Source organism: Achromobacter sp. 18P8.1.1 (genome assembly GCF_057799415.1).
This window is the reverse complement of sequence record NZ_JBYOKH010000032.1, coordinates 47,839-67,300: the sequence shown is the minus strand read 5'-3', so window position 1 is coordinate 67,300 and position 19,462 is coordinate 47,839. Positions and strand designations below refer to the sequence as shown.

General features: G+C 65.3%; 17 protein-coding genes. 6 read left to right on the top strand and 11 right to left on the bottom strand.

Annotated elements, in window-relative coordinates; translation table 11 throughout:
- Nucleotides 1-42 precede the first annotated feature (42 nt).
- The 5 genes from cphA (AC27VE_RS19925) (at nucleotide 43) to AC27VE_RS19905 (ending at nucleotide 6,664) form a co-directional block, all read left to right on the top strand.
- Nucleotides 43-2,658, top strand: a complete 2,616-nt coding sequence (gene cphA / locus AC27VE_RS19925) for a cyanophycin synthetase (protein WP_488704764.1) — start codon at nucleotides 43-45, stop codon at nucleotides 2,656-2,658.
- Between the two features lie 14 nt (nucleotides 2,659-2,672).
- Entirely contained in the window at nucleotides 2,673-5,243 is a 2,571-nt protein-coding gene (gene cphA, locus AC27VE_RS19920; protein ID WP_488704763.1) for a cyanophycin synthetase, read from the top strand.
- Between the two features lie 577 nt (nucleotides 5,244-5,820).
- Nucleotides 5,821-6,021: a CsbD family protein gene (locus tag AC27VE_RS19915; protein WP_006218180.1), complete on the top strand. Its 201-nt coding sequence runs from the start codon at nucleotides 5,821-5,823 to the stop codon at nucleotides 6,019-6,021.
- Between the two features lie 45 nt (nucleotides 6,022-6,066).
- The gene (locus AC27VE_RS19910; RefSeq protein ID WP_006222909.1) at nucleotides 6,067-6,231 is read left to right on the top strand and encodes a DUF1328 domain-containing protein; all 165 of its coding nucleotides are present in this window, start codon (nucleotides 6,067-6,069) and stop codon (nucleotides 6,229-6,231) included.
- A 94-nt stretch (nucleotides 6,232-6,325) separates the two neighbouring features.
- Complete coding sequence (locus AC27VE_RS19905; RefSeq protein ID WP_088590148.1) at nucleotides 6,326-6,664, top strand: BON domain-containing protein; 339 nt, start codon at nucleotides 6,326-6,328, stop codon at nucleotides 6,662-6,664.
- 92 nt (nucleotides 6,665-6,756) lie between these two features.
- Here the strand turns inward: AC27VE_RS19905 and AC27VE_RS19900 are convergent, their stop codons facing one another.
- The 10 genes from AC27VE_RS19900 to AC27VE_RS19855 form a co-directional block, all read right to left on the bottom strand.
- On the bottom strand, nucleotides 6,757-7,629 hold the full coding sequence (locus tag AC27VE_RS19900) for a PhzF family phenazine biosynthesis protein (protein ID WP_488704762.1): 873 nt from the start codon (nucleotides 7,627-7,629) through the stop codon (nucleotides 6,757-6,759).
- 88 nt (nucleotides 7,630-7,717) lie between these two features.
- Complete coding sequence (locus AC27VE_RS19895; protein WP_488704761.1) at nucleotides 7,718-9,115, bottom strand: 4Fe-4S binding protein; 1,398 nt, start codon at nucleotides 9,113-9,115, stop codon at nucleotides 7,718-7,720.
- Nucleotides 9,116-9,154: 39 nt separating this feature from the next.
- Nucleotides 9,155-10,006 carry an FTR1 family iron permease gene (locus tag AC27VE_RS19890; protein ID WP_280025461.1) on the bottom strand — a complete coding sequence of 284 codons (852 nt, stop codon included), beginning with the start codon at nucleotides 10,004-10,006 and terminating at the stop codon, nucleotides 9,155-9,157.
- Nucleotides 10,007-10,019: 13 nt separating this feature from the next.
- A complete protein-coding gene (locus AC27VE_RS19885; RefSeq protein ID WP_006222904.1) occupies nucleotides 10,020-10,373 on the bottom strand; it encodes a cupredoxin domain-containing protein in 354 nt (117 codons plus the stop codon).
- 2 nt (nucleotides 10,374-10,375) lie between these two features.
- A complete protein-coding gene (locus AC27VE_RS19880) occupies nucleotides 10,376-10,912 on the bottom strand; it encodes an iron transporter (protein WP_006222903.1) in 537 nt (178 codons plus the stop codon).
- 251 nt (nucleotides 10,913-11,163) lie between these two features.
- On the bottom strand, nucleotides 11,164-11,733 hold the full coding sequence (phaR, locus tag AC27VE_RS19875; protein WP_006222902.1) for a polyhydroxyalkanoate synthesis repressor PhaR: 570 nt from the start codon (nucleotides 11,731-11,733) through the stop codon (nucleotides 11,164-11,166).
- 121 nt (nucleotides 11,734-11,854) lie between these two features.
- Nucleotides 11,855-12,592: an acetoacetyl-CoA reductase gene (gene phbB, locus AC27VE_RS19870; RefSeq protein WP_427957946.1), complete on the bottom strand. Its 738-nt coding sequence runs from the start codon at nucleotides 12,590-12,592 to the stop codon at nucleotides 11,855-11,857.
- Between the two features lie 77 nt (nucleotides 12,593-12,669).
- The gene (phaC, locus tag AC27VE_RS19865; RefSeq protein ID WP_427957945.1) at nucleotides 12,670-14,307 is read right to left on the bottom strand and encodes a class I poly(R)-hydroxyalkanoic acid synthase; all 1,638 of its coding nucleotides are present in this window, start codon (nucleotides 14,305-14,307) and stop codon (nucleotides 12,670-12,672) included.
- Between the two features lie 123 nt (nucleotides 14,308-14,430).
- Nucleotides 14,431-15,195, bottom strand: coding sequence for a peptidoglycan editing factor PgeF (pgeF, locus tag AC27VE_RS19860; RefSeq protein ID WP_427957944.1), 765 nt, complete (start codon nucleotides 15,193-15,195; stop codon nucleotides 14,431-14,433).
- Entirely contained in the window at nucleotides 15,183-16,202 is a 1,020-nt protein-coding gene (locus AC27VE_RS19855) for an RluA family pseudouridine synthase (protein ID WP_488704760.1), read from the bottom strand. Before AC27VE_RS19855 ends, pgeF begins: the two co-directional genes overlap by 13 nt.
- A gap of 107 nt (nucleotides 16,203-16,309) precedes the next feature.
- Here AC27VE_RS19855 and AC27VE_RS19850 point away from each other — a divergent pair, with 107 nt between their 5' ends.
- Nucleotides 16,310-17,098: an outer membrane protein assembly factor BamD gene (locus AC27VE_RS19850; protein WP_006223934.1), complete on the top strand. Its 789-nt coding sequence runs from the start codon at nucleotides 16,310-16,312 to the stop codon at nucleotides 17,096-17,098.
- Between the two features lie 102 nt (nucleotides 17,099-17,200).
- On the opposite strand, the gene yoaA is transcribed toward AC27VE_RS19850, so the two are convergent.
- Nucleotides 17,201-19,306, bottom strand: coding sequence for a DNA repair helicase YoaA (gene yoaA, locus AC27VE_RS19845; RefSeq protein WP_427957940.1), 2,106 nt, complete (start codon nucleotides 19,304-19,306; stop codon nucleotides 17,201-17,203).
- Between the last annotated feature and the right edge of the window lie 156 nt (nucleotides 19,307-19,462).

Genomic DNA, 19,462 nt, shown 5'->3' with positions numbered 1-19,462 from the left:
GGCGTCCGCGCGTGCCAACCTGCTTCTCAAGTAAATTAAAACATGAAAAAGAAAGACATTGAATTTCTCGATGTCGTGGCTTTGCGCGGCCCGAACATTTGGACGTATCGCCCGGTCCTTGAAGCATGGGTGGATATTGGTGAATTGGAGGACTTTCCGTCCAACACCATTCCCGGGTTCTACGAGCGCCTTTCCGAATGGCTGCCGACCCTGATCGAGCACCGTTGCAGCCCCGGCGTACGCGGCGGCTTCCTGGCCCGCTTGAAAGAAGGCACCTGGCCCGGCCACATTCTTGAACATGTCACCCTGGAATTGCAGAACCTGGCCGGCTTGCGCGGCGGTTTTGGCAAAGCCCGGGAAACCTCGACCCGCGGCGTCTATAAGGTCGTCGTGCGCGCGTGGCAGGAGCAGGTCACCCGCACCGCCCTGAACGAAGCGCGCGACCTGGTCATGGCCGCCATCGAAGACCGCCCGTTCGACGTGCCCGCCACCATCGCGCGCCTGCGCAGCCTGGTGGACAAGCATTGCCTGGGGCCCAGCACGGCCTGCATCGTGGATGCCGCCGACGACCGCGACATCCCCTACATCCGCCTGTTCGAGGGCAACCTCGTGCAGTTCGGCTACGGTTCGGCCCAGCGCCGGATCTGGACGGCCGAAACCGACCGCACCAGCGCCATCGCCGAAGGGATCTCGCGCGACAAGGACCTGACCAAGGAGCTGCTGTCGACCTGCGGCGTACCGGTGCCGGAAGGCCGCCTGGTGCGCAGCGAAGACGACGCCTGGGAAGCGGCCGAAGACATCGGCCTGCCCGTCGTGGTCAAGCCCTATGACGGCAACCATGGCCGTGGCGTGTTCACCAACCTGACGACCCGCGACGAAGTCGTTTCCGCCTACCGCGTGGCGGTGGACGAAGGCAGCGGCGTGATCGTCGAACGCTTCGTGCTGGGCAACGAGCACCGCCTGCTGGTGGTCGGCAACCGCATGGTGGCGGCAGCCGCCGGCGAACTGGCCTGGGTGACGGGCGACGGCAAGTCGACCATCACCGAACTGATCGACAGCCAGATCAACACCGACCCGCGCCGGGGCCGCACGGAAAACCATCCGCTGAACCCGGTGCGCCTGGATTCCGCCGCCCGGCTGGAAATCGCGCGCCAGGGGCTGTCCGAAGACAGCGTGCCGGACGACGGCCAACGGGTGCTGGTGCAACGCAGCGGCAACGTCGCCTTCGACGTGACCGACCGCGTCCACCCCAGCATCGCCGCCACCGTCACGCTGGCAGCCCGCGTGGTGGGCCTGGACATCGCCGGCGTCGACCTGGTGGCCGAAGACATCTCGCGCCCCCTGGACGAACAGCGCGGCGCCATCGTGGAAGTCAACGCGGGCCCGGGCCTGCTGATGCACCTGAAGCCGGCCGACGGTACGCCGCGCCCGGTGGGCCGCGCCATCGTCGACCACCTGTTCCCCGAAGGCGACGCGGGCCGCATTCCCATCGTGGGCGTCACCGGCACCAACGGCAAGACCGTGGTCGCGCGCCTGGTGGCCCGCCTGCTGCACCTGTCGGGCAAGCGCACCGGCCTGGCCTGCAGCGAAGGGCTCTACCTGGACCGCCGCCTGGTGCAAAAGGGCGACCGCGCCGACTTCGCCTCGGGCACCCGCCTCCTGATGAACCGCAACGTGGATGCCGCCGTCATCGAAAACGACAGCGGCGTCATCCTGGGCCAGGGCCTGGCCTATGACCGCTGCCAGGTGGGCGTGGTCACGAACATCGACGACGCCGATCATCTGGGCGACTTCGACATCAACGAAACGGAGCGCATGTTCAATGTGTTCCGCACGCAGGTCGACGTGGTCCTGCCCACCGGCGCCGCCGTGCTCAATGCACGCGACCCGCGCGTGGTGGAAATGGCCGAGCTCTGCGACGGCGCCGTGATCTTCTTCGGCATCGACCCCGCCCTGCCCGCCATCGCCGCCCATCTGCAACAGGACGGCCGCGCCGTGTACGTGCGCGACGGCAGCATCATCCTGGCGCAAGGCGCCCGCGAAGAACGGCTGGCCGACGTGGCAGCGATCCCGTTGACGCATGGCGGCCGCGTGGCCTTCCAGGTTGAGAACGTGCTGGCCGCCGTGGGCACCGCCTGGGCGCTGGACATTCCCGTAGAACTGATCCGCGCCGGCATCGAGACCTTCGACATCGACCAGGCCGATGCGCCGTGGCAATTCACGCTGTTCGAACGCAACGGCAGCACGGTGGTCGTGGACGACGTCCACAACGCGTCGGCGCTGCGCCCGCTGATCGCCGCCATCGACCAGTTCCCGTCGGCCACCCGCGCCGCGGTCTATTCCGCCGGCGCCGACCGCCGCGACGCGGACCTGATCGAGCAAGGCCGCCTGCTGGGCGACGCCTTCGACCGCGTCGTGCTTTACGACGACAAGACGGTCAACAGCAAGCGCCCCGAGGGCCAGGCGCGCGCGCTGCTGCGCCAGGGCTTGGCGCAAGGCAGCCGCGTGAAAGACATCCAGGACGAGCCCGACCATGGCAAGGCCATCGAGAGCGTGCTGAACGGCATTGCGGCCGGCGACTTCGCCCTGCTGCAATCCGACGAAGCATTCTCCGGCCCCACCATCGATCTGGTCCGCCGCTGGATTCAACAATACTGACAGGAATACCTGCCATGGAAGTTTCCCGTATCCGAGCCCTGCGCGGCCCCAATCTGTGGAGCAAGAACACCGCGATCGAGGCCATCGTGTCCTGCGCCGACGCCGAGTGCTCCATCGACAATCTGCCCGAGTTCGAAGCCCGCCTGCGCGCGCGGCTGCCGCAGATCGGCCTGATGCGCCCGGAAGGCCATCAAGGCGCCGTGTCGATCGCCCACGTCCTGCAGATCGTGGCGCTGACGATGCAGGCGCATGCCGGCTGCCCCGTGACCTTCGGCCGCACCTCGTCGACCATCGAGCCCGGCGTGTTCCAGGTGGCGGTCGAATACAGCGAAGAGGAAGTCGGCAAGCTGGCGATGGAGCTGGCGCAAGCGCTGGTGCGCGCCGCGCTGGACGACACCCCGTTCGACTTTGCCGATGCGCTCAAGCGCCTGCGCGAACTGGACGAAGACGTGCGCCTGGGGCCCAGCACGGGCGCCATCGTGAATGCCGCCGTTGCCCGCAACATCCCCTTTCGCCGCCTGACCCAGGGCAGCATGGTGCAGTTCGGCTGGGGCAGCAAGCAACGCCGCATCCAGGCCGCTGAAACCGACCTGACCAGCGCTATCTCGGAATCGATCGCGCAGGACAAGGACCTGACCAAGATGTTGCTGGACGCCGCCGGCGTGCCGGTGCCGATGGGCCGTTCCGTGACCACGGCGGAAGCCGCCTGGGAAGCCGCGCAAGAGCTGGGCGGCCCCGTCGTCGTCAAGCCGCGCGACGGCAGCCAGGGACGCGGCGTGGCCGTGAACATCGAAACGCGCGAGCGCGTCATCCAGGCCTTTGAAGTGGCCGAGGAAGTCAGCTCGGAAGTCATCGTCGAACGCTACATCCCGGGCCACGATTTCCGCCTGCTGGTGGTGGGCGGCGCGCTCGTGGCCGCATCGCGCCGCGATCCGCCCCAAGTCACCGGAGACGGGCAGCAGACCATCCGCCAACTGGTGGACCAGGTCAACTCGGACCCTTTGCGCGGCGACGGGCACGCCACCTCGCTGACAAAGATCCGCTTTGACGACATCGCGCTGGCCACCTTGAAAAAGCAGGGCTTCGACGCCGATTCCGTGCCGCCGCTGGGCACGCTGATCTTCCTGCGCAACAACGCCAACCTCAGCACCGGTGGCTCGGCCACCGACGTGACCGACGAAGTGCACCCCGAAATGGCGGCGCGCGCCGTGTCTGCGGCCCGCATGATCGGCCTGGACATCTGCGGCGTGGACGTCGTCGCGGAAAGCGTGCATTACCCGCTGGAAGACCAGCATGGCGGCGTGGTGGAAGTGAACGCCGCGCCCGGCCTGCGCATGCACTTGAACCCGTCGTTCGGCAAGGGCCGCGCGGTGGGCGAGGCCATCATCGCCAACATGTACGCCGACGGCGACGACGGCCGCATCCCGGTCGTGGCGGTTGCGGGCACCAACGGCAAGACCACTACGGTGCGCCTGACCGCCCACCTGCTGGGCACGGCCGGCAACCGCGTCGGCATGACGAATTCCGACGGCGTCTACGTGGACAACCTGCGTATCGACACCGGCGACTGCAGCGGCCCGCGCAGCGCGCGCAGCGTGCTCATGCATCCCGACGTGGACGCCGCGGTGTTCGAGACGGCGCGCGGCGGCATCTTGCGCGAAGGCCTGGCCTTTGACCGCTGCAACGTGGCCATCGTCACCAACATCGGCATGGGCGACCATTTGGGGCTGGGCTACATCAGCACCGTGGAAGACCTGGCCGTGGTCAAGCGGGTCATCGTGCAGCACGTGCATCCCACGGGCACTGCCGTGTTGAACGCCGCCGACCCAATCGTGGCCGAAATGGCCGCGAGCTGCCCGGGTTCGATCACCTACTTCGCCGAAGACCGCAACCATCCCGTGCTGGCCACGCATCGTGCGCAAGGCCTGCGCTCGGTGTACCGCGAGGGCGATGCGATCGTTGCCGCGCAGGGCACGGAAGAGGTCCGCTTCCCGCTGGCCGACATCCCGCTTACGCGCAACGGCACGATCACGTTCCAGGTGGAAAACGCCATGGCCTCGATCGCCGCCGCCTGGGCGCTGAGCCTGGACTGGGACATCATCCGCCGCGGCCTGGCCACGTTCGTGAACGACGCCCAGACGGCTCCGGGACGCTTCAATGTGTTCGAGCATCGCGGCGCCACGGTGATCGCGGACTACGGCCACAATCCCGATGCGATCCTGGCCCTGGTGCGCGCCGTGGACGCCATGCCCGCCAAGCGGCGCTCGGTCGTCATCAGCGGGGCGGGCGACCGTCGCGATGAAGACATCCGCATGCAGACCGAGATCCTGGGCGCCGCGTTCGACGACGTGCTGCTGTACCAGGACCAATGCCAACGCGGGCGCGCCGACGGCGAAGTGCTGGCGCTGTTGCAGGAGGGCCTGGTCGGCGCGCCGCGCACGACCCACATCGAAGAGATCCACGGCGAGTTCCTGGCCATCGACACGGCACTCTCGCGTCTGACGGCCGGTGACCTGTGCCTGATCCTGGTCGACCAGGTGGAAGAAGCGCTGGACCACATCGCCCGCCGCATCGCCGAGGGCTGATCCCAACGCTGTCCGCCGCGCTCGCGGCAATGCAAAACGGGGCGCTCTGGCGCCCCGTTTGCTTTACCGCCATGCCCTGCCCCGCATCAGCCGCGCGAGGCCTCCACAGGCGCCGACGCCTGGTAGCGGTCCGTCACGTGGGTGCATCCCACGGCCGCCATGGCGGCCAGCGTCAACAAGATAGCGCTGCAAAGTCGTTGCGTCATGCCTGCCCCTCTCCCTTCCCTGTTGGTGAACCGCACGGCGGGTTCCGCCACGACTATACCGGGGCATGTGCGCGACAGCCAGCGCAGGCAGACGCCAAATCCCCCGCAACTCCCGTTACTAGCCCCGATCAAAAGGGGACAAAACATTGCGGAAATGTAACTCCTACCTCTTGTACGCCCGCTAGTCCGGCCCGTCGGAGAACCCCGCAAAACTCGCGCTTTGCGCTGTTACATTTACCCACAGCCAGGTTTGACAGCCCTGCCACCCGGCTCGTACGGTAGGGGCTAGCTGATCAGTGTCCAACTCAACCGCGATTGCAGGACTTATAGGCCATAAGCCTTGTGTCGCAAGCAGACAGAGAGAGGTCACCATGAATAACGACATCATCGCCGGCAAGTGGAAGCAACTGACCGGCAAGGCCAAAGCGGCCTGGGGTGAACTCACCGACGACGAGTTGACCCGTACCGAAGGCAACGCCGAACGCCTGGCTGGTTTGATCCAGGAGCGTTATGGCAAGACGAAGGATGAAGCCCAGAAGGAAGTCCGGGATTTCTTCGACCGCAATCCCTGAATCCCCAACCCGCCTTGATCGGTCGAAACCACTGGAGAAGCTGACATGTTGCACTACGCCGTTGTTTTCTTCGTTATCGCGATCATCGCGGCGGTTCTCGGCTTCGGCGGCATTGCCGCCGGGGCTGCGGGTATCGCCAAGGTCCTGTTCTTCGTTTTCCTGGTGCTGGCGCTCTTGTCCATCCTGAGCGGCGCCCTTCGGAAAAAATAGGACACGTTGATAAAACGCGTACCCCCCAAGAGTTTGCAAGTCCGCGTCGTCTCGGACGACGCGCCGAACACTAGATATTTAAAGGAGCACAACTATGGAACTTCGTAAGCTGATCGCCGCTGCTGCACTGGGAACTGGCGCCGTCTTCACTTCCATGGCTTTTGCGGCCGATGACGGCAAGCCCAAGCAATCCGTGGGCGAATACGCATCGGATGCGACCGTGACCACCAAGGTCAAGGCCGCCATCGTCGCCGACAAGCAACTGAGCGCCCTGGATATCGCCGTGGAAACCAACAACGGCGTGGCCACGCTGACGGGCTCGGTGGGCACTTCCGCCGAAGCCGATCACGCGGCCACCGTGGCTCGCGGCGTTGAAGGCGTCAAGCAGGTCATGAACAACATCAAGGTCGACCCGGCCAAGAACAAGAAGTAACGCCGATACCGTTTCCGACTGAGGCCTAGAGAGCCCGCGGCGCCTGTGATACACAGGCGCCGCTTTCGTTTGGGCGCCGCCCGCGCAATCGTTCAGAGACTGATCGAACCCCGGCCGATCTCAAGCGCGCGGCCGCCCACCTGGATGCGGCCATCGGCCAGCACGTCCAGCATCAATCGGCAGGGCCGACCCATCTGATCGCCCTGCTCGACCAGGATGCTGGCGGGCAACGCATGCTTGTTGTGGATCAGCCAGCCGCCCAGGTTGGCGCACGCGGACCCGGTGCCCGCATCCTCGTCCACGCCACCGCCTGCCTTCGCAAAGAAGTAGCGGGCCACCACCACCTGGCGCGCGTCCTGCACATTGCCTTCGTCGAAGGCAAACACGTAGAGCGTCTTGCGGCCCAGGCTGCTGGCCTGCCAGCGATGGAGCTTGGAGGCATCCGGCGCCGCGCGACGCACGGCCTCGACGCTGGCCAGCGGCACCAGCAATTGGTCCGCGCCGGTGTCCACCCAGATCGGGTCGCCCAACAGATCATCGGCATCCAGCCCGACCAGGCCCGCGATCTCGGCGCGGTCCAGTTCCGGCGGCGCCGTACGCACGCCATCGGGGCACGGCGCGGTGAAGGTCCAGGCGTCGCCACGGGCCTCGACCGGCACCACGCCCGCCTTGAACTCGAGCGTCAGCGCGTCGCCGGTCTGGCGCAAGTCGCGCACCACTTGCGACGTGCCGATGGTGGGATGGCCGGCGAACTTCATTTCGTAGCCGGGCGTGAAGATGCGCACGCGCGCGTCCGCACGGTCGGACGGCAGGATGAAGGTGGTTTCGGAAAGATTGAATTGCGCCGCCAGGTTCAGCATGGTGGCGTCGTCCATGCCGCGCGCGTCTTCAAACACGCAAAGCTGGTTGCCGCTGAAGGTGGTGGACGCAAAAACGTTGAGCAGGCGAAACGCGTAGGAAGTCATCGAAAGGCGTGTAGAGGAAGACCGCCGGCCAGTCCGGCTAAGCCTTCCAATGTATCGCAGCGCCCCGCTTCAGACCATCAAGCAGTACTTACCAGATTGCAAAGAAAAGCACCCAGGCCATGCAGAACGGCGCCAGGCCCGCCACCAGCACGAGCCCGGCGGCGCCCTTGCGCCATCCGCTGACCTGACGCTGCGCCAGCAGGCGCGCGAAGAGGCGCAAGGTCCACAACACGGCAAGCGTCAGCAGCGTAAAACGCACGGGACCGGCCCAGGCGGCTTGCACGCCTTCATGCTTGAGCAGGTTGACCGTGGTGGCGGACAAGCCCAGGAACACGCCGATGCCGGCCGACGGAATCAGCGCCTGCGCCAGCTTGTGCACGCCGGGACGGATCCACCGCGCGGCAGGCGCATTCGGCTGACGTAGGGCAGGCGCCAGGAGGTCGGCGATCCACAGCGACAGGAAGCTTGCGCCCCCCACAATGACCGTCGCGCCGACGACGAAGAGCAGGATGCCCGCGCCGTCCAGCCACGAGAAGCTGTCGTTCACATCCGGATAGTGGGTCAGGATGAACCAGGGCGCGTTGTCCATCAGCGGCCACAGGATGTCGTGTTCCACCAGCCACGTCGCGGCCCATTGCTTGGCCGTCACATACCAGGGGCTGGCGCTCCACAGGAAGGCGCCGATCGCGATGCCCATCAGGCCGAAGCACAGGAGCGCGGTTTGCCACGCGTCGCCGTCGGCGACGTGTACGATTTCTTCTTCCGGCGAACGCGGCGTCAATTCGATCGCGCCGCGATAACCGCTGCAGCGGCCGCACATGTGGCAATCGCCGGCGCCCTTCATGTGGCGAAGGGGCACCAGCGGCGCACAGTTGATGGGTTCGATCCGGATGACCGGGTGGCGCCACTTCTCTTCATCGACCTTGAAGTGCCAGGGCGCCAGCTTGGCCAGCAGGTTGAACACGCCGTTGACCGGGCACAGGTACTTGCACCACACACGCTTGCTGCGGCCATAGCGCCAGCCGACGATCATGGCCGCCACCGTGGATCCGCCCAGCACGGCCAGCACCGCCAGCGGATACTGGTACACGCTGACCAACTGGCCGTAGACGGTCGTCAGCGCAAAGGCCACGAAGGGCCAGCCGCCCCAGCGCATCCATTTCGGGATGGCGCGGCCCTGCCCCCGTTCGCTTGCCCACTCGGTCAGCATCCCTTCGGGACAGAACCAGCCACACCAGGCGCGGCCCAGAATCGGCATGGAAATCAGCACGAACGGCCACCAGACGCCCCAGAAGGCGAACTGCGCCACGATCGTCAGGTTATTGAAGACCGATGCCGTGTTGTCCGGCAAAGGAAGGATCGCGGGCACGATCAAAAGGAACGCGTACAACGCGACAATGCCCCACTGCAGCTTGCGCAACAGCGGGGCATGGTCACGGAGGAAATCGGCGATCCGGGAAGTCACCCTCCCGAGTACAGCTGCCATGGTCAAACCTTCATTGTTCAGTCCGGCATCACGTCGGAATCAGGATGCGCTCCGGGCGGCGGCCGGCGCACGGGCGGGCTTGTTGCCCACCCAGCGCAGCAGCGCCCAGACCACGATCCAGTAAGCCACCCACAACAAAACTGAGATCAGGGCCGGCAGGGCGCGGTAGCCGGCGAAGTCCGCCAGGATCTTGCCGATGCCGGTGCTGTCGCTCAAGAGCCACGAGCTATCCCACACGGGGTCGATGATCGTCGGCAGCACGTCCAGCGAAATCAGGTGGTCCAGGCCGCCGACCAGCAGCGAACCGGCCAACAGCAGCAGCAGGATTTCGGTCACGCGGAAGAAACGGCGCCAGGTAATCAATTTGCCGCCCAGTTGCAGCAGCCAGAACGTCAGCAAGGCCACGGCGAAACCCGCGACGCCCGCCAGCGCCAGCATCAGCATGTTGCTGCCGCCTTCGCCCGCCGACACGGTGCCGTACAGGAACACCACGGTCTCGCTGCCCTCACGCGCCACGGCGATGGCCACCAGCACGAACAGGCCCCACCAGTTGTCGTTGGCCACCGAACTGCGCGCCCCGCTTTCCAGTTCGCCTTTCAGCGTGCGGCCGTGCTTCTTCATCCACACGACCATCTGCACGACGAGCGCGCACGCCGCCAACGACATGATGGCCTGGAACCATTCCTGGCCTTCGTCGCTGAGCCAGGACGACACGCCCAGCAGCACCAGCGCCAGCGCCACGGCCAGGGCCAGCCCCGCGGCCACGCCGCCCCACAAGTAATTCAGCCCGCGCTTGCCTTCCGGCGTGGAGCGCAGCCAGGTGTACAAAATGCCCACCACCAGCATGGCTTCGACGCTTTCACGCCAGACGATAAAGAGGACCTGTTCCATGTATTGCTACCGCTTATTCCTTGGGCTTGACGACCAGGGTGCCTTTCACGCTCTGGTGAAAGTCATCAAAGAAGGGATACTCGCCGGGACGGGAAATGGTGATCACCACGAAGGACTTCACCCCCGGGCCCAGCACTTTTTCCTTGCGCAGCGGAATGCTTTCGAATTCCACTGGCTCGTTGCTCTCGTTGATGAGTTCGATCTTGAATCGGCCGGCGGGCACTTCAAGGGTCGCCGGCTCGAACGTGCCGTCCGGCTTGAACCTCAAGGTGAACGTCGGCAATTCGTCCGCCTGCGCGGGTGCCATGCCGGCAAAAGCGGCCAGGCCGATCAGCACGGCGGCAACAACGCGATGCAGGCGGCGCACGATCAGTATCCGCCCTTCTTGCCGGTGCCGGCGTAGACGAATTCATATTCCAGTTCGAACGGCTCGAACCACGGACCCACGCCGGTTTCCTTGTCGACGTGGCGGCCGAAGTGAGCCATCTTGTTTTCGGACGGCGGCAGGATCGTGTACTTCAGCTTGTACTTGCCCGGGCCTTCCAGCTTGATGTTGTCGCCGTAGTGCGGGCCATCGTTGGCGACCATGGGCATGAAGGTGCCCTTCTGCACGTTCTGGCTGCCGACCTTCTGGATCTCGAAATTCACGACCAGGTAAGGCACCCACTCGCCTTCCGGGAAGCCCGTCTTGTTGCCGGCGGTGGCGTGAATATCGGCTTCAAGGTGCACGTCGGAATCCTTGGCAGGACGCATCATCCCGGGCGGATCCATTTCGATCGGCTGCAGATAGACCGCGCCAATTTCCATGCCGCCCTTCTCAACCGGCTTGCCGATGGGGTATTCGGCCGCTTGCGCGGCAGACACGCTCAGAGCGACGATGGCCAGCGCCAAGGCTTTCTTGATCATGTGCATAATCCTTGAGACACAAATGAATGGCGGTTCCAATAAGCTAAACAAGAACCGTTTTCATTAATGTAACCAAAAAAACTGACATATCCCTGAACCCGCAGGCCAAAAAAGGGGCGGATTATTGCGTTCAGTCAACGGGACGCCCCCCGTCGCATCACGCCGGCGGCGGCCACAAAAAAGCCGGTCAGGCGATGGCCCTGCCGGCTTCTGGTTCAACGGGAGGGCCTGGCCCGCCCGCTTTGCGGCGATTACTTGCGGCCCGACCCCGGCGGCGTGCTGCCGGGCGTGAACGGGAACGTCGAGAACATCGCGCGCGTCTGGTCCTGCATCTGGTCTTGCATCTGCACGAACAGGTTCTTGCTCTGGTCGATGTAGTTGTTCATCATGTTCTGCAGCATGGGCGTCTGCACGTTCATGAACTGGGTCCAGGCTTCGGGCCCGAACTGGCTGCCATACAGTCCCTTGGACTGCTCGGCCATGCGCGTCTGGATTTCCATGAAGGCCTGGATGTTCTTCTCAAGGTAAGAACCCATGATGCCCTGCATGGCGTGGCCGTAGAAACGGATGATCTGCGACAGCATGTTCGACGAGAACATGGGCATGCCGCCGCTCTCCTCTTCCAGGATGATCTGCAAAAGGATGCTGCGCGTCAGGTCTTCGCCGCTCTTGGCGTCGACCACCTGGAATTCTTCGTTGGCCAGGACCAGTTGCTTGACATCTGCCAGAGTGATGTAGGTGCTGGTCCGGGTGTCGTATAGGCGACGGTTGGGGTATTTTTTAATCAGGCGCAGGCTGGCGCCGGTTTGTGCTTGCGTCATGTGTGTCCCCGGATCGGGCGATCTCTAAGACTTCGGATAAGGTGGAGTGTAATGCCGGAAGGCCCTCTCCCCGAGGCCTTCCAGCGCCTGGAGCCGCCCGATGGCGGCCCGCTGACCAACATTAGCCCATGTGCAGGCCGCCGTTGAGCGAGAAATCCGCGCCAGTCGAGAAGCCGGACTCATCCGAAGCCAGCCACGAGGTCATGGAGGCGATTTCCTCGGGCGTGCCCAGACGGCGCACCGGGATCGTGGCCACGATTTTCTCGAGCACTTCGGGACGGATGGCGCGAACCATGTCCGTGCCGATGTAGCCCGGCGAAATCGTGTTGACCGTGACGCCCTTGCTGGCGACTTCCTGGGCCAGCGCCATGGTGAAGCCGTGGATGCCCGCCTTCGCCGTGGAATAGTTCGTCTGGCCGAATTGGCCCTTCTGCCCATTCACCGAGCTGATATTGATGATGCGGCCCCACTGACGCTCGACCATGCCCTCGATGACCTGCTTGGTCACATTGAAGAGACTGTTCAGGTTGGTGTCGATGACCGCGCGCCAATCGTCCGCGGTCATTTTGCGGAACAGGCCATCGCGCGTGATGCCCGCGTTGTTGACCAGCACATCGACCGGGCCCAGGTCGGCGGTGACCCGTTCAAAGGCCGCTACCGTGGACTCCCAGTCCGACACGTTGCCTACCGATGCATAGAACGTGTAGCCCTGCGCTGCCTGCTCATCCAGCCATTGCTGGTAATTGCGGCTTGGGCCGCAACCTGCCACCACGCGAAAGCCATCCTTGGCCAAGCGCTGGCAAATAGAGGTGCCGATACCGCCCATCCCGCCTGTTACGTAAGCCAGTTTTCCGCTCATTGGACTTCCTCCTGTGTGCGACGGACGCCTCGTTGATTAACTTTCTTATTGGCCTGGGCCAACCGCGCATGGCGGTTTCAGGCAGCCCGGACCTTCACGTACCTGCCAGGCGCCGGCTCGATCGGCCGGTACTTGGCATTGCCTAATTTCGTGCGCGCCTTGACCTGCTTGCCCGAATGCCGGGACAGCCATTGCGTCCAGTCGGGCCACCAGCTGCCCGCGTTTTCGGTGGCCTGCGCAAACCAGGCCTTGGGGTCGCCGGGCATATCATGGCCCGTGTTCCCCAGCTTGTCCGCCACCCAATAGCTGCGGCGCTTCTTGGCCGGCGGATTCACCACGCCGGCGATGTGGCCCGAGGCCCCCAGCACGAAGCGTTGCGGTCCGCGCAGCAGTTGCGTGGAGGCATAGGCCGACACCCAAGGCACGATGTGATCTTCGCGGGAGCCGAATATATACGCCGGCATCGTCAGGCGCGTCAGGTCCAGCGGCATGCCGGCAGCTTGCGCGCGGCCCGGCACTTTCAGGTTGTTCTCAAGGTAGGTATTGCGGAAGTACCACGAGAAGAACGGCCCCGGCAGATTGGTGCTGTCGCCATTCCAGAACAGCAGGTCGAACGGAGGCGGCTTCTGGCCCTTCAGGTAGTTGCCCACCACATAGTTCCAGACCAGTTCGTTGGGCCGCAGGAACGAGAATGTGGTGGCCAGGTCGCGACCGGGCATCAGCCCGCCGTTGCCCAGTTGATGGTCGCGCAGCAGCGCATGCGCTTCGTCGACAAAGACGTTCAGGATGCCGGTGTCGTGGAAGTCCAGCAGCGAGGTCAACAGCGTCAGCGACGCCACGGGCTGTTCGCCGCGGGCCTCGGCCAGCGCCAGCGCCGACGCCAGCATCGTGCCGCCCACGCAGAACCCCAGGGCGTTGACCTTGGGCTGTTTGGTGATGTCGCTGGCCACGCGCAGCGCCTGCAGGACGGCGTCATCCAGATAATCGGACCAGGTGGCGCGGTCCACGCCATCGGTGTCGCTAGCCACCGGATTGCGCCAGGAAACCAGGAACACGGTGTAGCCCTGTTCCACCGCATGGCGCACGAAGGAATTCTCGGGCTGCAGGTCCAGGATGTAGAACTTGTTGATGTTCGGCGGCACGATCACCAACGGCAGCTCGTGCACGGTCGCGGTCGACGGCGCATACTGGATCAGCTGGAACAGCGTGTTCTCGAACACCACCTCGCCGGGTGTCACCGCCACGTTGCGGCCGATCTCGAACTGCGATTCGTCGGTTTGGGTGATGCGGCCTTTCTTGACGTCGCCCAACAGGTTGGCCAGCCCTTCGTTCAAGGCGCGGCCCGCGCTTTCCACGATGGATTGCTGGGCGTCCGGATTCAGCGCCAGGAAGTTCGACGGAGACAGCGCGTCGACCCATTGCATGATGGAAAAACGCAGGCGCTCGCGCATGGGTTCGCTGACCTGGGCCGCATCGACCATGCGTTGCATGGCGCGGGCCGACAGCAGATAGGTATGCGCCAGCAGCAGATGCGAACCGTTGGAGGCCCAGGCGTCGCCGGCGAAGCGGCGGTCGGCCAGAGGCGCAAGCGCACCGCGGCGGGCGTCGTCACAAAGGCGCTGCCACTCGCGCGAGAACTCGGCCTGAATATCGGCCAGGATTTCCGGTGCCACGCTCACCGGTATGGGCCCTGCGGCGGAGAGATTGGCGTTCACTTCGACACCTTGTTATCGAGACTGCTCGATTGATGTTGCATTCCGGGTCCAGGACTGTCAATGCGGGTATACAAGGAGACCGCCAGGGTAGATCTCAAGCCAGGCGGCCGGCCTTGCGCAAGATCAAACCGGGTCGAGCCAGGCCAGCAGCGCCATGCGTCCGGTTTCGCCGTCGCGCCGGTACGAGAAGAAGCGTTCCGATTCGGATACGGTGCACATCCCGGACAAGGCCACCTCTTGTACCCCGGCGCGGCGCAGGCGGAAATCCGCCAATCCGGCGAGGTCGGCCAACCACTTTCCCGATAGACCGGCGCGCGGCGTGAAGTAGCGCGCGGTGGCGGGATCGTCTTGCGTGAAGGCGTCAAGCACGTCCTGCCCCACCTCGAACACCTGCGGGCCGATGCCGGGGCCGACCCAGGCACGCCAGCGGGTAGCCGCGGGTGCCTTGGCGCGCATGGCCGCCAACGTATGTTCCAGGACGCCGCCCGACAGGCCGCGCCATCCGGCATGTGCCGCGCCCAGCACCTGCCCGTCGGCATCGGCAATGACCACTGGCAGGCAGTCCGCCACCATGACGGCCAGCACGCGGCCCGGTTGCGCCGTGACGCTGGCGTCCACTGCGGGTTCGTCCGGCACGTCCTGCGCATCGGCGTCCACGACCTCGCTGCCGTGCACCTGACGCAACCACAGCGGGTCGGCTGGCACGGCCGCGCGCACGCGGCGCCGGTTCTCGGCCACCGTGTCCGGATCGTCGCCCGCGCGGCGCCCCAAGTTCAGGGTGTCGTGCGGCGCCACGCCCACGCCGCCTGCGCGGGTCGTGCAGAAATAATTCACGCCGGCCCATTCAGGGCCGGTCACGACAGGCAGGCTGGCGATCACGCGTTCCATGCAATGCTTTCCTGGACCAGGGTCATGTCCTCGGGCACGGCGGCGGCGAATTGGACTTCGCCGCGGCCACCCGGGTCGTCAAAATGCAGGGCGCGGGCGTGCAGCATCTGGCGCTGCGCGCCCGCGATGTTCTTGCCGCCGTAGATCGTATCGGCCAGCAGGGGATGACCCAGGCTGGCCAGGTGCACGCGGATCTGGTGGGTGCGGCCGGTTTCCAGGCGGCACACCACTTCGGTGACGCGGCCGCCAGGGTCCACCTGGCCGCGGCGCGCCGGCGCGTAATTGGTAATGGCGGGTTTGGGCGCCACGGGGCGCTCGACGCTCATGCGGATCGGCACGCGGGAATCGCGGCCGATGGCGCGTTCGACACGGCCGCCGTTCGCGATCCAGCCATGCGCCAGCGCCACGTATTCGCGTCCCATGCTGCGCGCCTGCAATTGGCGCACCAGATGCGTCTGGGCGCGCTCATTGCGGGCCACCACCATCAGTCCGGAGGTGTCCTTGTCCAGCCTGTGAACGATGCCGGCACGCGCCACGGACGCCAATTCGGGGTAGCGGTAGAGCAGGCCATTGAGCAGCGTGCCGCTCCAGTTGCCCGCCCCGGGATGGGTGACGAGCCCCGCGGGCTTGTTCACCACGATCCACTCGGGGCTTTCGTCCACAACGACAAATTCAACGGGCTCGGGCGTGAAGGCACGCGCATCGGGCGCCGGTTGGGCCCACACCTGCAGCTCGTCGCCGGGGCCGACCGTCTGACGGACCTTGCCGGGCGCGCCGTTGACGTGCACATTGCCGGCTTCGATCCAGCCTTGCAGGCGACTGCGGGAATGGTCGGGCAACAACCCGGCCAGCACCTTGTCCAGCCGGTCGGCCTTCGTCGTGGAAGGTACCGTTACAAGTTGCGGTTCACCCCGGTTTTCATTGGGGTTTTCGTCGGCGTTTTCGTCGGAAAGGCCCAGAAGTTCATCGTCGGAAACGAGATCTGTGCCGGCGGCTGTATCAGACATGGAGACAAATCATATAATCAGCCTGCCATGCTAACACCAAGGATACGATTCTCGTGATTCACCACCCCGCAGCTCCCTCGAACCCCGCATCCCGAAGCGGGCCGGTTTTGCGCGTGGTTATCGCGCTATTGGCCGTCATTGTCATCGCCGGTTGCGGCTCGACAAACAGCAAGTACGACAAGACCACCAACTGGAGCGCCGAACAGCTCTACGCCGACGCCAAGGCCGAAATGTCCTCCGGAGGCTGGAAGGAAGCACGCGAACGTCTGACCGCCATCGAAAGCCGCTACCCCTTCGGCGTCTACGCCCAGCAAGCGCTGCTTGAGCTGGCCTACGTCAACTGGAAGGACGGCGAGAACGAACAGGCCCTGGCCGCCATCGACCGCTTCCAGCAGCTGTATCCCAACCATCCCGGCACCGACTACGCGCTGTACCTGAAGGGCCTGATCAACTTCACGCCTGCCAGCGCCTTCATGAGCAACATCACCGGCCAGGATCCCGCCGAGCGCGATCCCAAGGGCCTGCGCGCGTCCTACGACGCGTTCAATGAACTCATCAAGCGCTACCCGGACAGCAAGTACACGGTGGATGCCGAAAAGCGCGTCGCATGGCTGGTCAACACCATCGCCATGAACGAAGTCCACGTCGCCCGCTACTACTACGAGCGCGGCGCCTACGTGGCGGCCGCCAACCGCGCGCAAACCGTCATCACCGACTTCGAAGGCGCCCCCGCCACCGAAGAGGCGCTCTACCTGATGGTCGAGTCCTACGACAAGCTGGGCATGACGGAACTGAAGAACGACGCCCAACGCGTCTACGACAAGAACTTCCCCAACAGCGATTTCAAGACCAAGGGCCTGAAGGCCGATCGCAGCTGGTGGAACCCGTTTGACTGATTGATCTGCGGATTCTCCCCGCATGGGAAAAGCGAAGCCCCTCGAAAGAGGGGCTTTCTTTTTGGCTGCCGCAAGCGGCAGGGCCGGCGCGCGCGCCTGGCGCTAGGCGTCGCCGCCTTCGCCTTCCTGTTTGCGGCGGTAGAACGCCAGCACCTCTTCCAGTTCGCGCGTCCGCGCGAAAGGCGGCAGGCCGCGCCACAGGCGCTTGCCGTAGGGCTTTTCGACCAAGCGGGCGTCGCCCACCATCAGCACGCCCCAGTCGGACTCCGTACGGATCAGGCGGCCCGCGCCCTGCTTGAGCGAGATCGCGGCTTCGGGCAACTGGTACTCCGAGAAGGGATTGCCGCCCTGGGCCCGACAGGCCCGCAAGCGCGCTTCGATGACGGGGTCGTCGGGCGGCGCGAACGGCAGCTTGTCGATGGCAACCAGGGTCAGCACATCGCCGGGCAGGTCGATGCCTTCCCAGAAGCTCGCGCTGCCCACCAGCACCGGATGCTTGAGCTTGCAGAAGCGGTCCAGCAAATCGCGGCGCGTGCCCTCGCCCTGTTTCAGCAACGGCCAGTCGTGCCCCGCGTCGTCAAAGGCGTCGGCCAGCAAAGTTGCGACCTTATCGACCGCGCGCAGCGTCGTGCACAGCACCAGCGTGCCGCCGGGGCTGGCCTCGAGCAAGGGCATCAGCGTTTCGACGAAACGGTCCAGGAACTGCGGCGATTGCGGTTCGGGCATACCGCGCGGCACGAAGAGCAGCGCCTGTTCGGGATAGTTGAACGGCGATTCCCACTTGCCCGTACGGGCGCTCGACAGACCCAGCTGGCTGGTGAAGTGCGTGAACTCGCCGTTCACCGACAGCGTGGCCGAGGTCATGATCCAGGCCTGGCCCGGCTTGCGGTATTTGGAGAACGCCTGCGCCACCGACAGCGGGGCCGAATGCAGGCGCACGTGATGCTGGCCGTGCTCGACCCAGCGCACGGCAGGGCCCGTCCATTGCTCGGTGGCCGCGGCCACGCCTTCCAGAATGGCGGCGGGCGTGGACGGACCATCGCCCAGGTCGGCGGCGGCGGGTTCGGGTGACTGGTCGTCGCGGCCCCAGCCTTCGTCGGCAAAGCCGGCATCAGCGCGCCCCGGCGTGGCCCAGCGCTTGAGCCGCACCGAAATTTCGGCGCCGCTGCGTGCAGCGGCCATCAGGTCGGGATGCTTTTCAGCCACGACGCCCAAGGCCTTGGTGGCCGTGTCGACGGCCTCGCGCAAGGCGGCCAGCGCCTCGTCGAATTCCTCGGGGTTGGGGATCGCGTCGAACGTGGCCTTGCGGCCCGGCATTCGGTCCAGCGGCGCACAGGTCAGCCGCAGCTCGCGCGCCGCGGTTTCAAGGTGGCGGCTGACGTCGCTCCATTTGGCGGCCTCTCGCGCATACGCCAGGCCGGCCACTTCCAGCGCGCGGCCGAAATCCATCAGCTGGTGCGTGGACACGCTGCTGCCCAGGAACCGCGTGGCGGTGTCGGGCAGCTGATGCGCTTCGTCGAAGATGACGGTGTCGGCTTCGGGCAGCAGGTCGGTCACGCCCTCTTCGCGCAGCACCAGGTCGGCCATGAACAGCGCGTGGTTGACCACCACCACGTCGGCCTCCTGGGCCTGGCGGCGCGCCTTCACCACGAAACAGTCGCGGATGCGCGGGCACTCCTGGCCCAGGCAGTTCTCGCGCGTGGAGGTCACGCGCTGCCAGATGTCGGCGTCTTCGGGCACCTGCGCAAGATCGCTGCGGTCGCCCGTCTTGGTGATGCCCGCGAAGACCTGGATCTGGCGCAGTTGCTGGATCTCGGTACGCGACTTCAGCGCGCGCTCGTCGCCCTGCAGGCGTTCCAGGTGATAGTGGCAGACATAGTTGCCGCGGCCCTTGAGCAGCGCGGCCGTCACCGGCGCGGCGAGCGCGGCGCGCACGCGCGGCAGGTCACGCGCAAACAACTGATCTTGCAGCGTGCGGGTGCCGGTGGAAATCAGCACCTTGCCGCCCTGGATGAAGGCGGGTACAAGATAGGCCCAGGTCTTGCCGATGCCGGTGCCCGCCTCGGCCACGAGCGTGGCGCGGTCCTGGATGGCGTCGCCGATGGCCTGCGACAGCTCCACCTGCGAAGGGCGTGGCTTGTAGCCCGGCATGGCCGTGGCCAGAGGCCCGTCCTCATCAAAAAATTCGGAAATATCCAGGTCCAGCATTACGGCAGCCTAGTGTCGGTCGGAGTCTATGGTGAACCGGTACCGGTTACGGTTCGGGCGCCAGACACTGATGTGGGAAAGGACTAAATGATACCCGTTGCAAGGCCCGCCTTCGGCTTGCCCAGGGACGGATCGGTCCACTCTGGCACGTTCTGT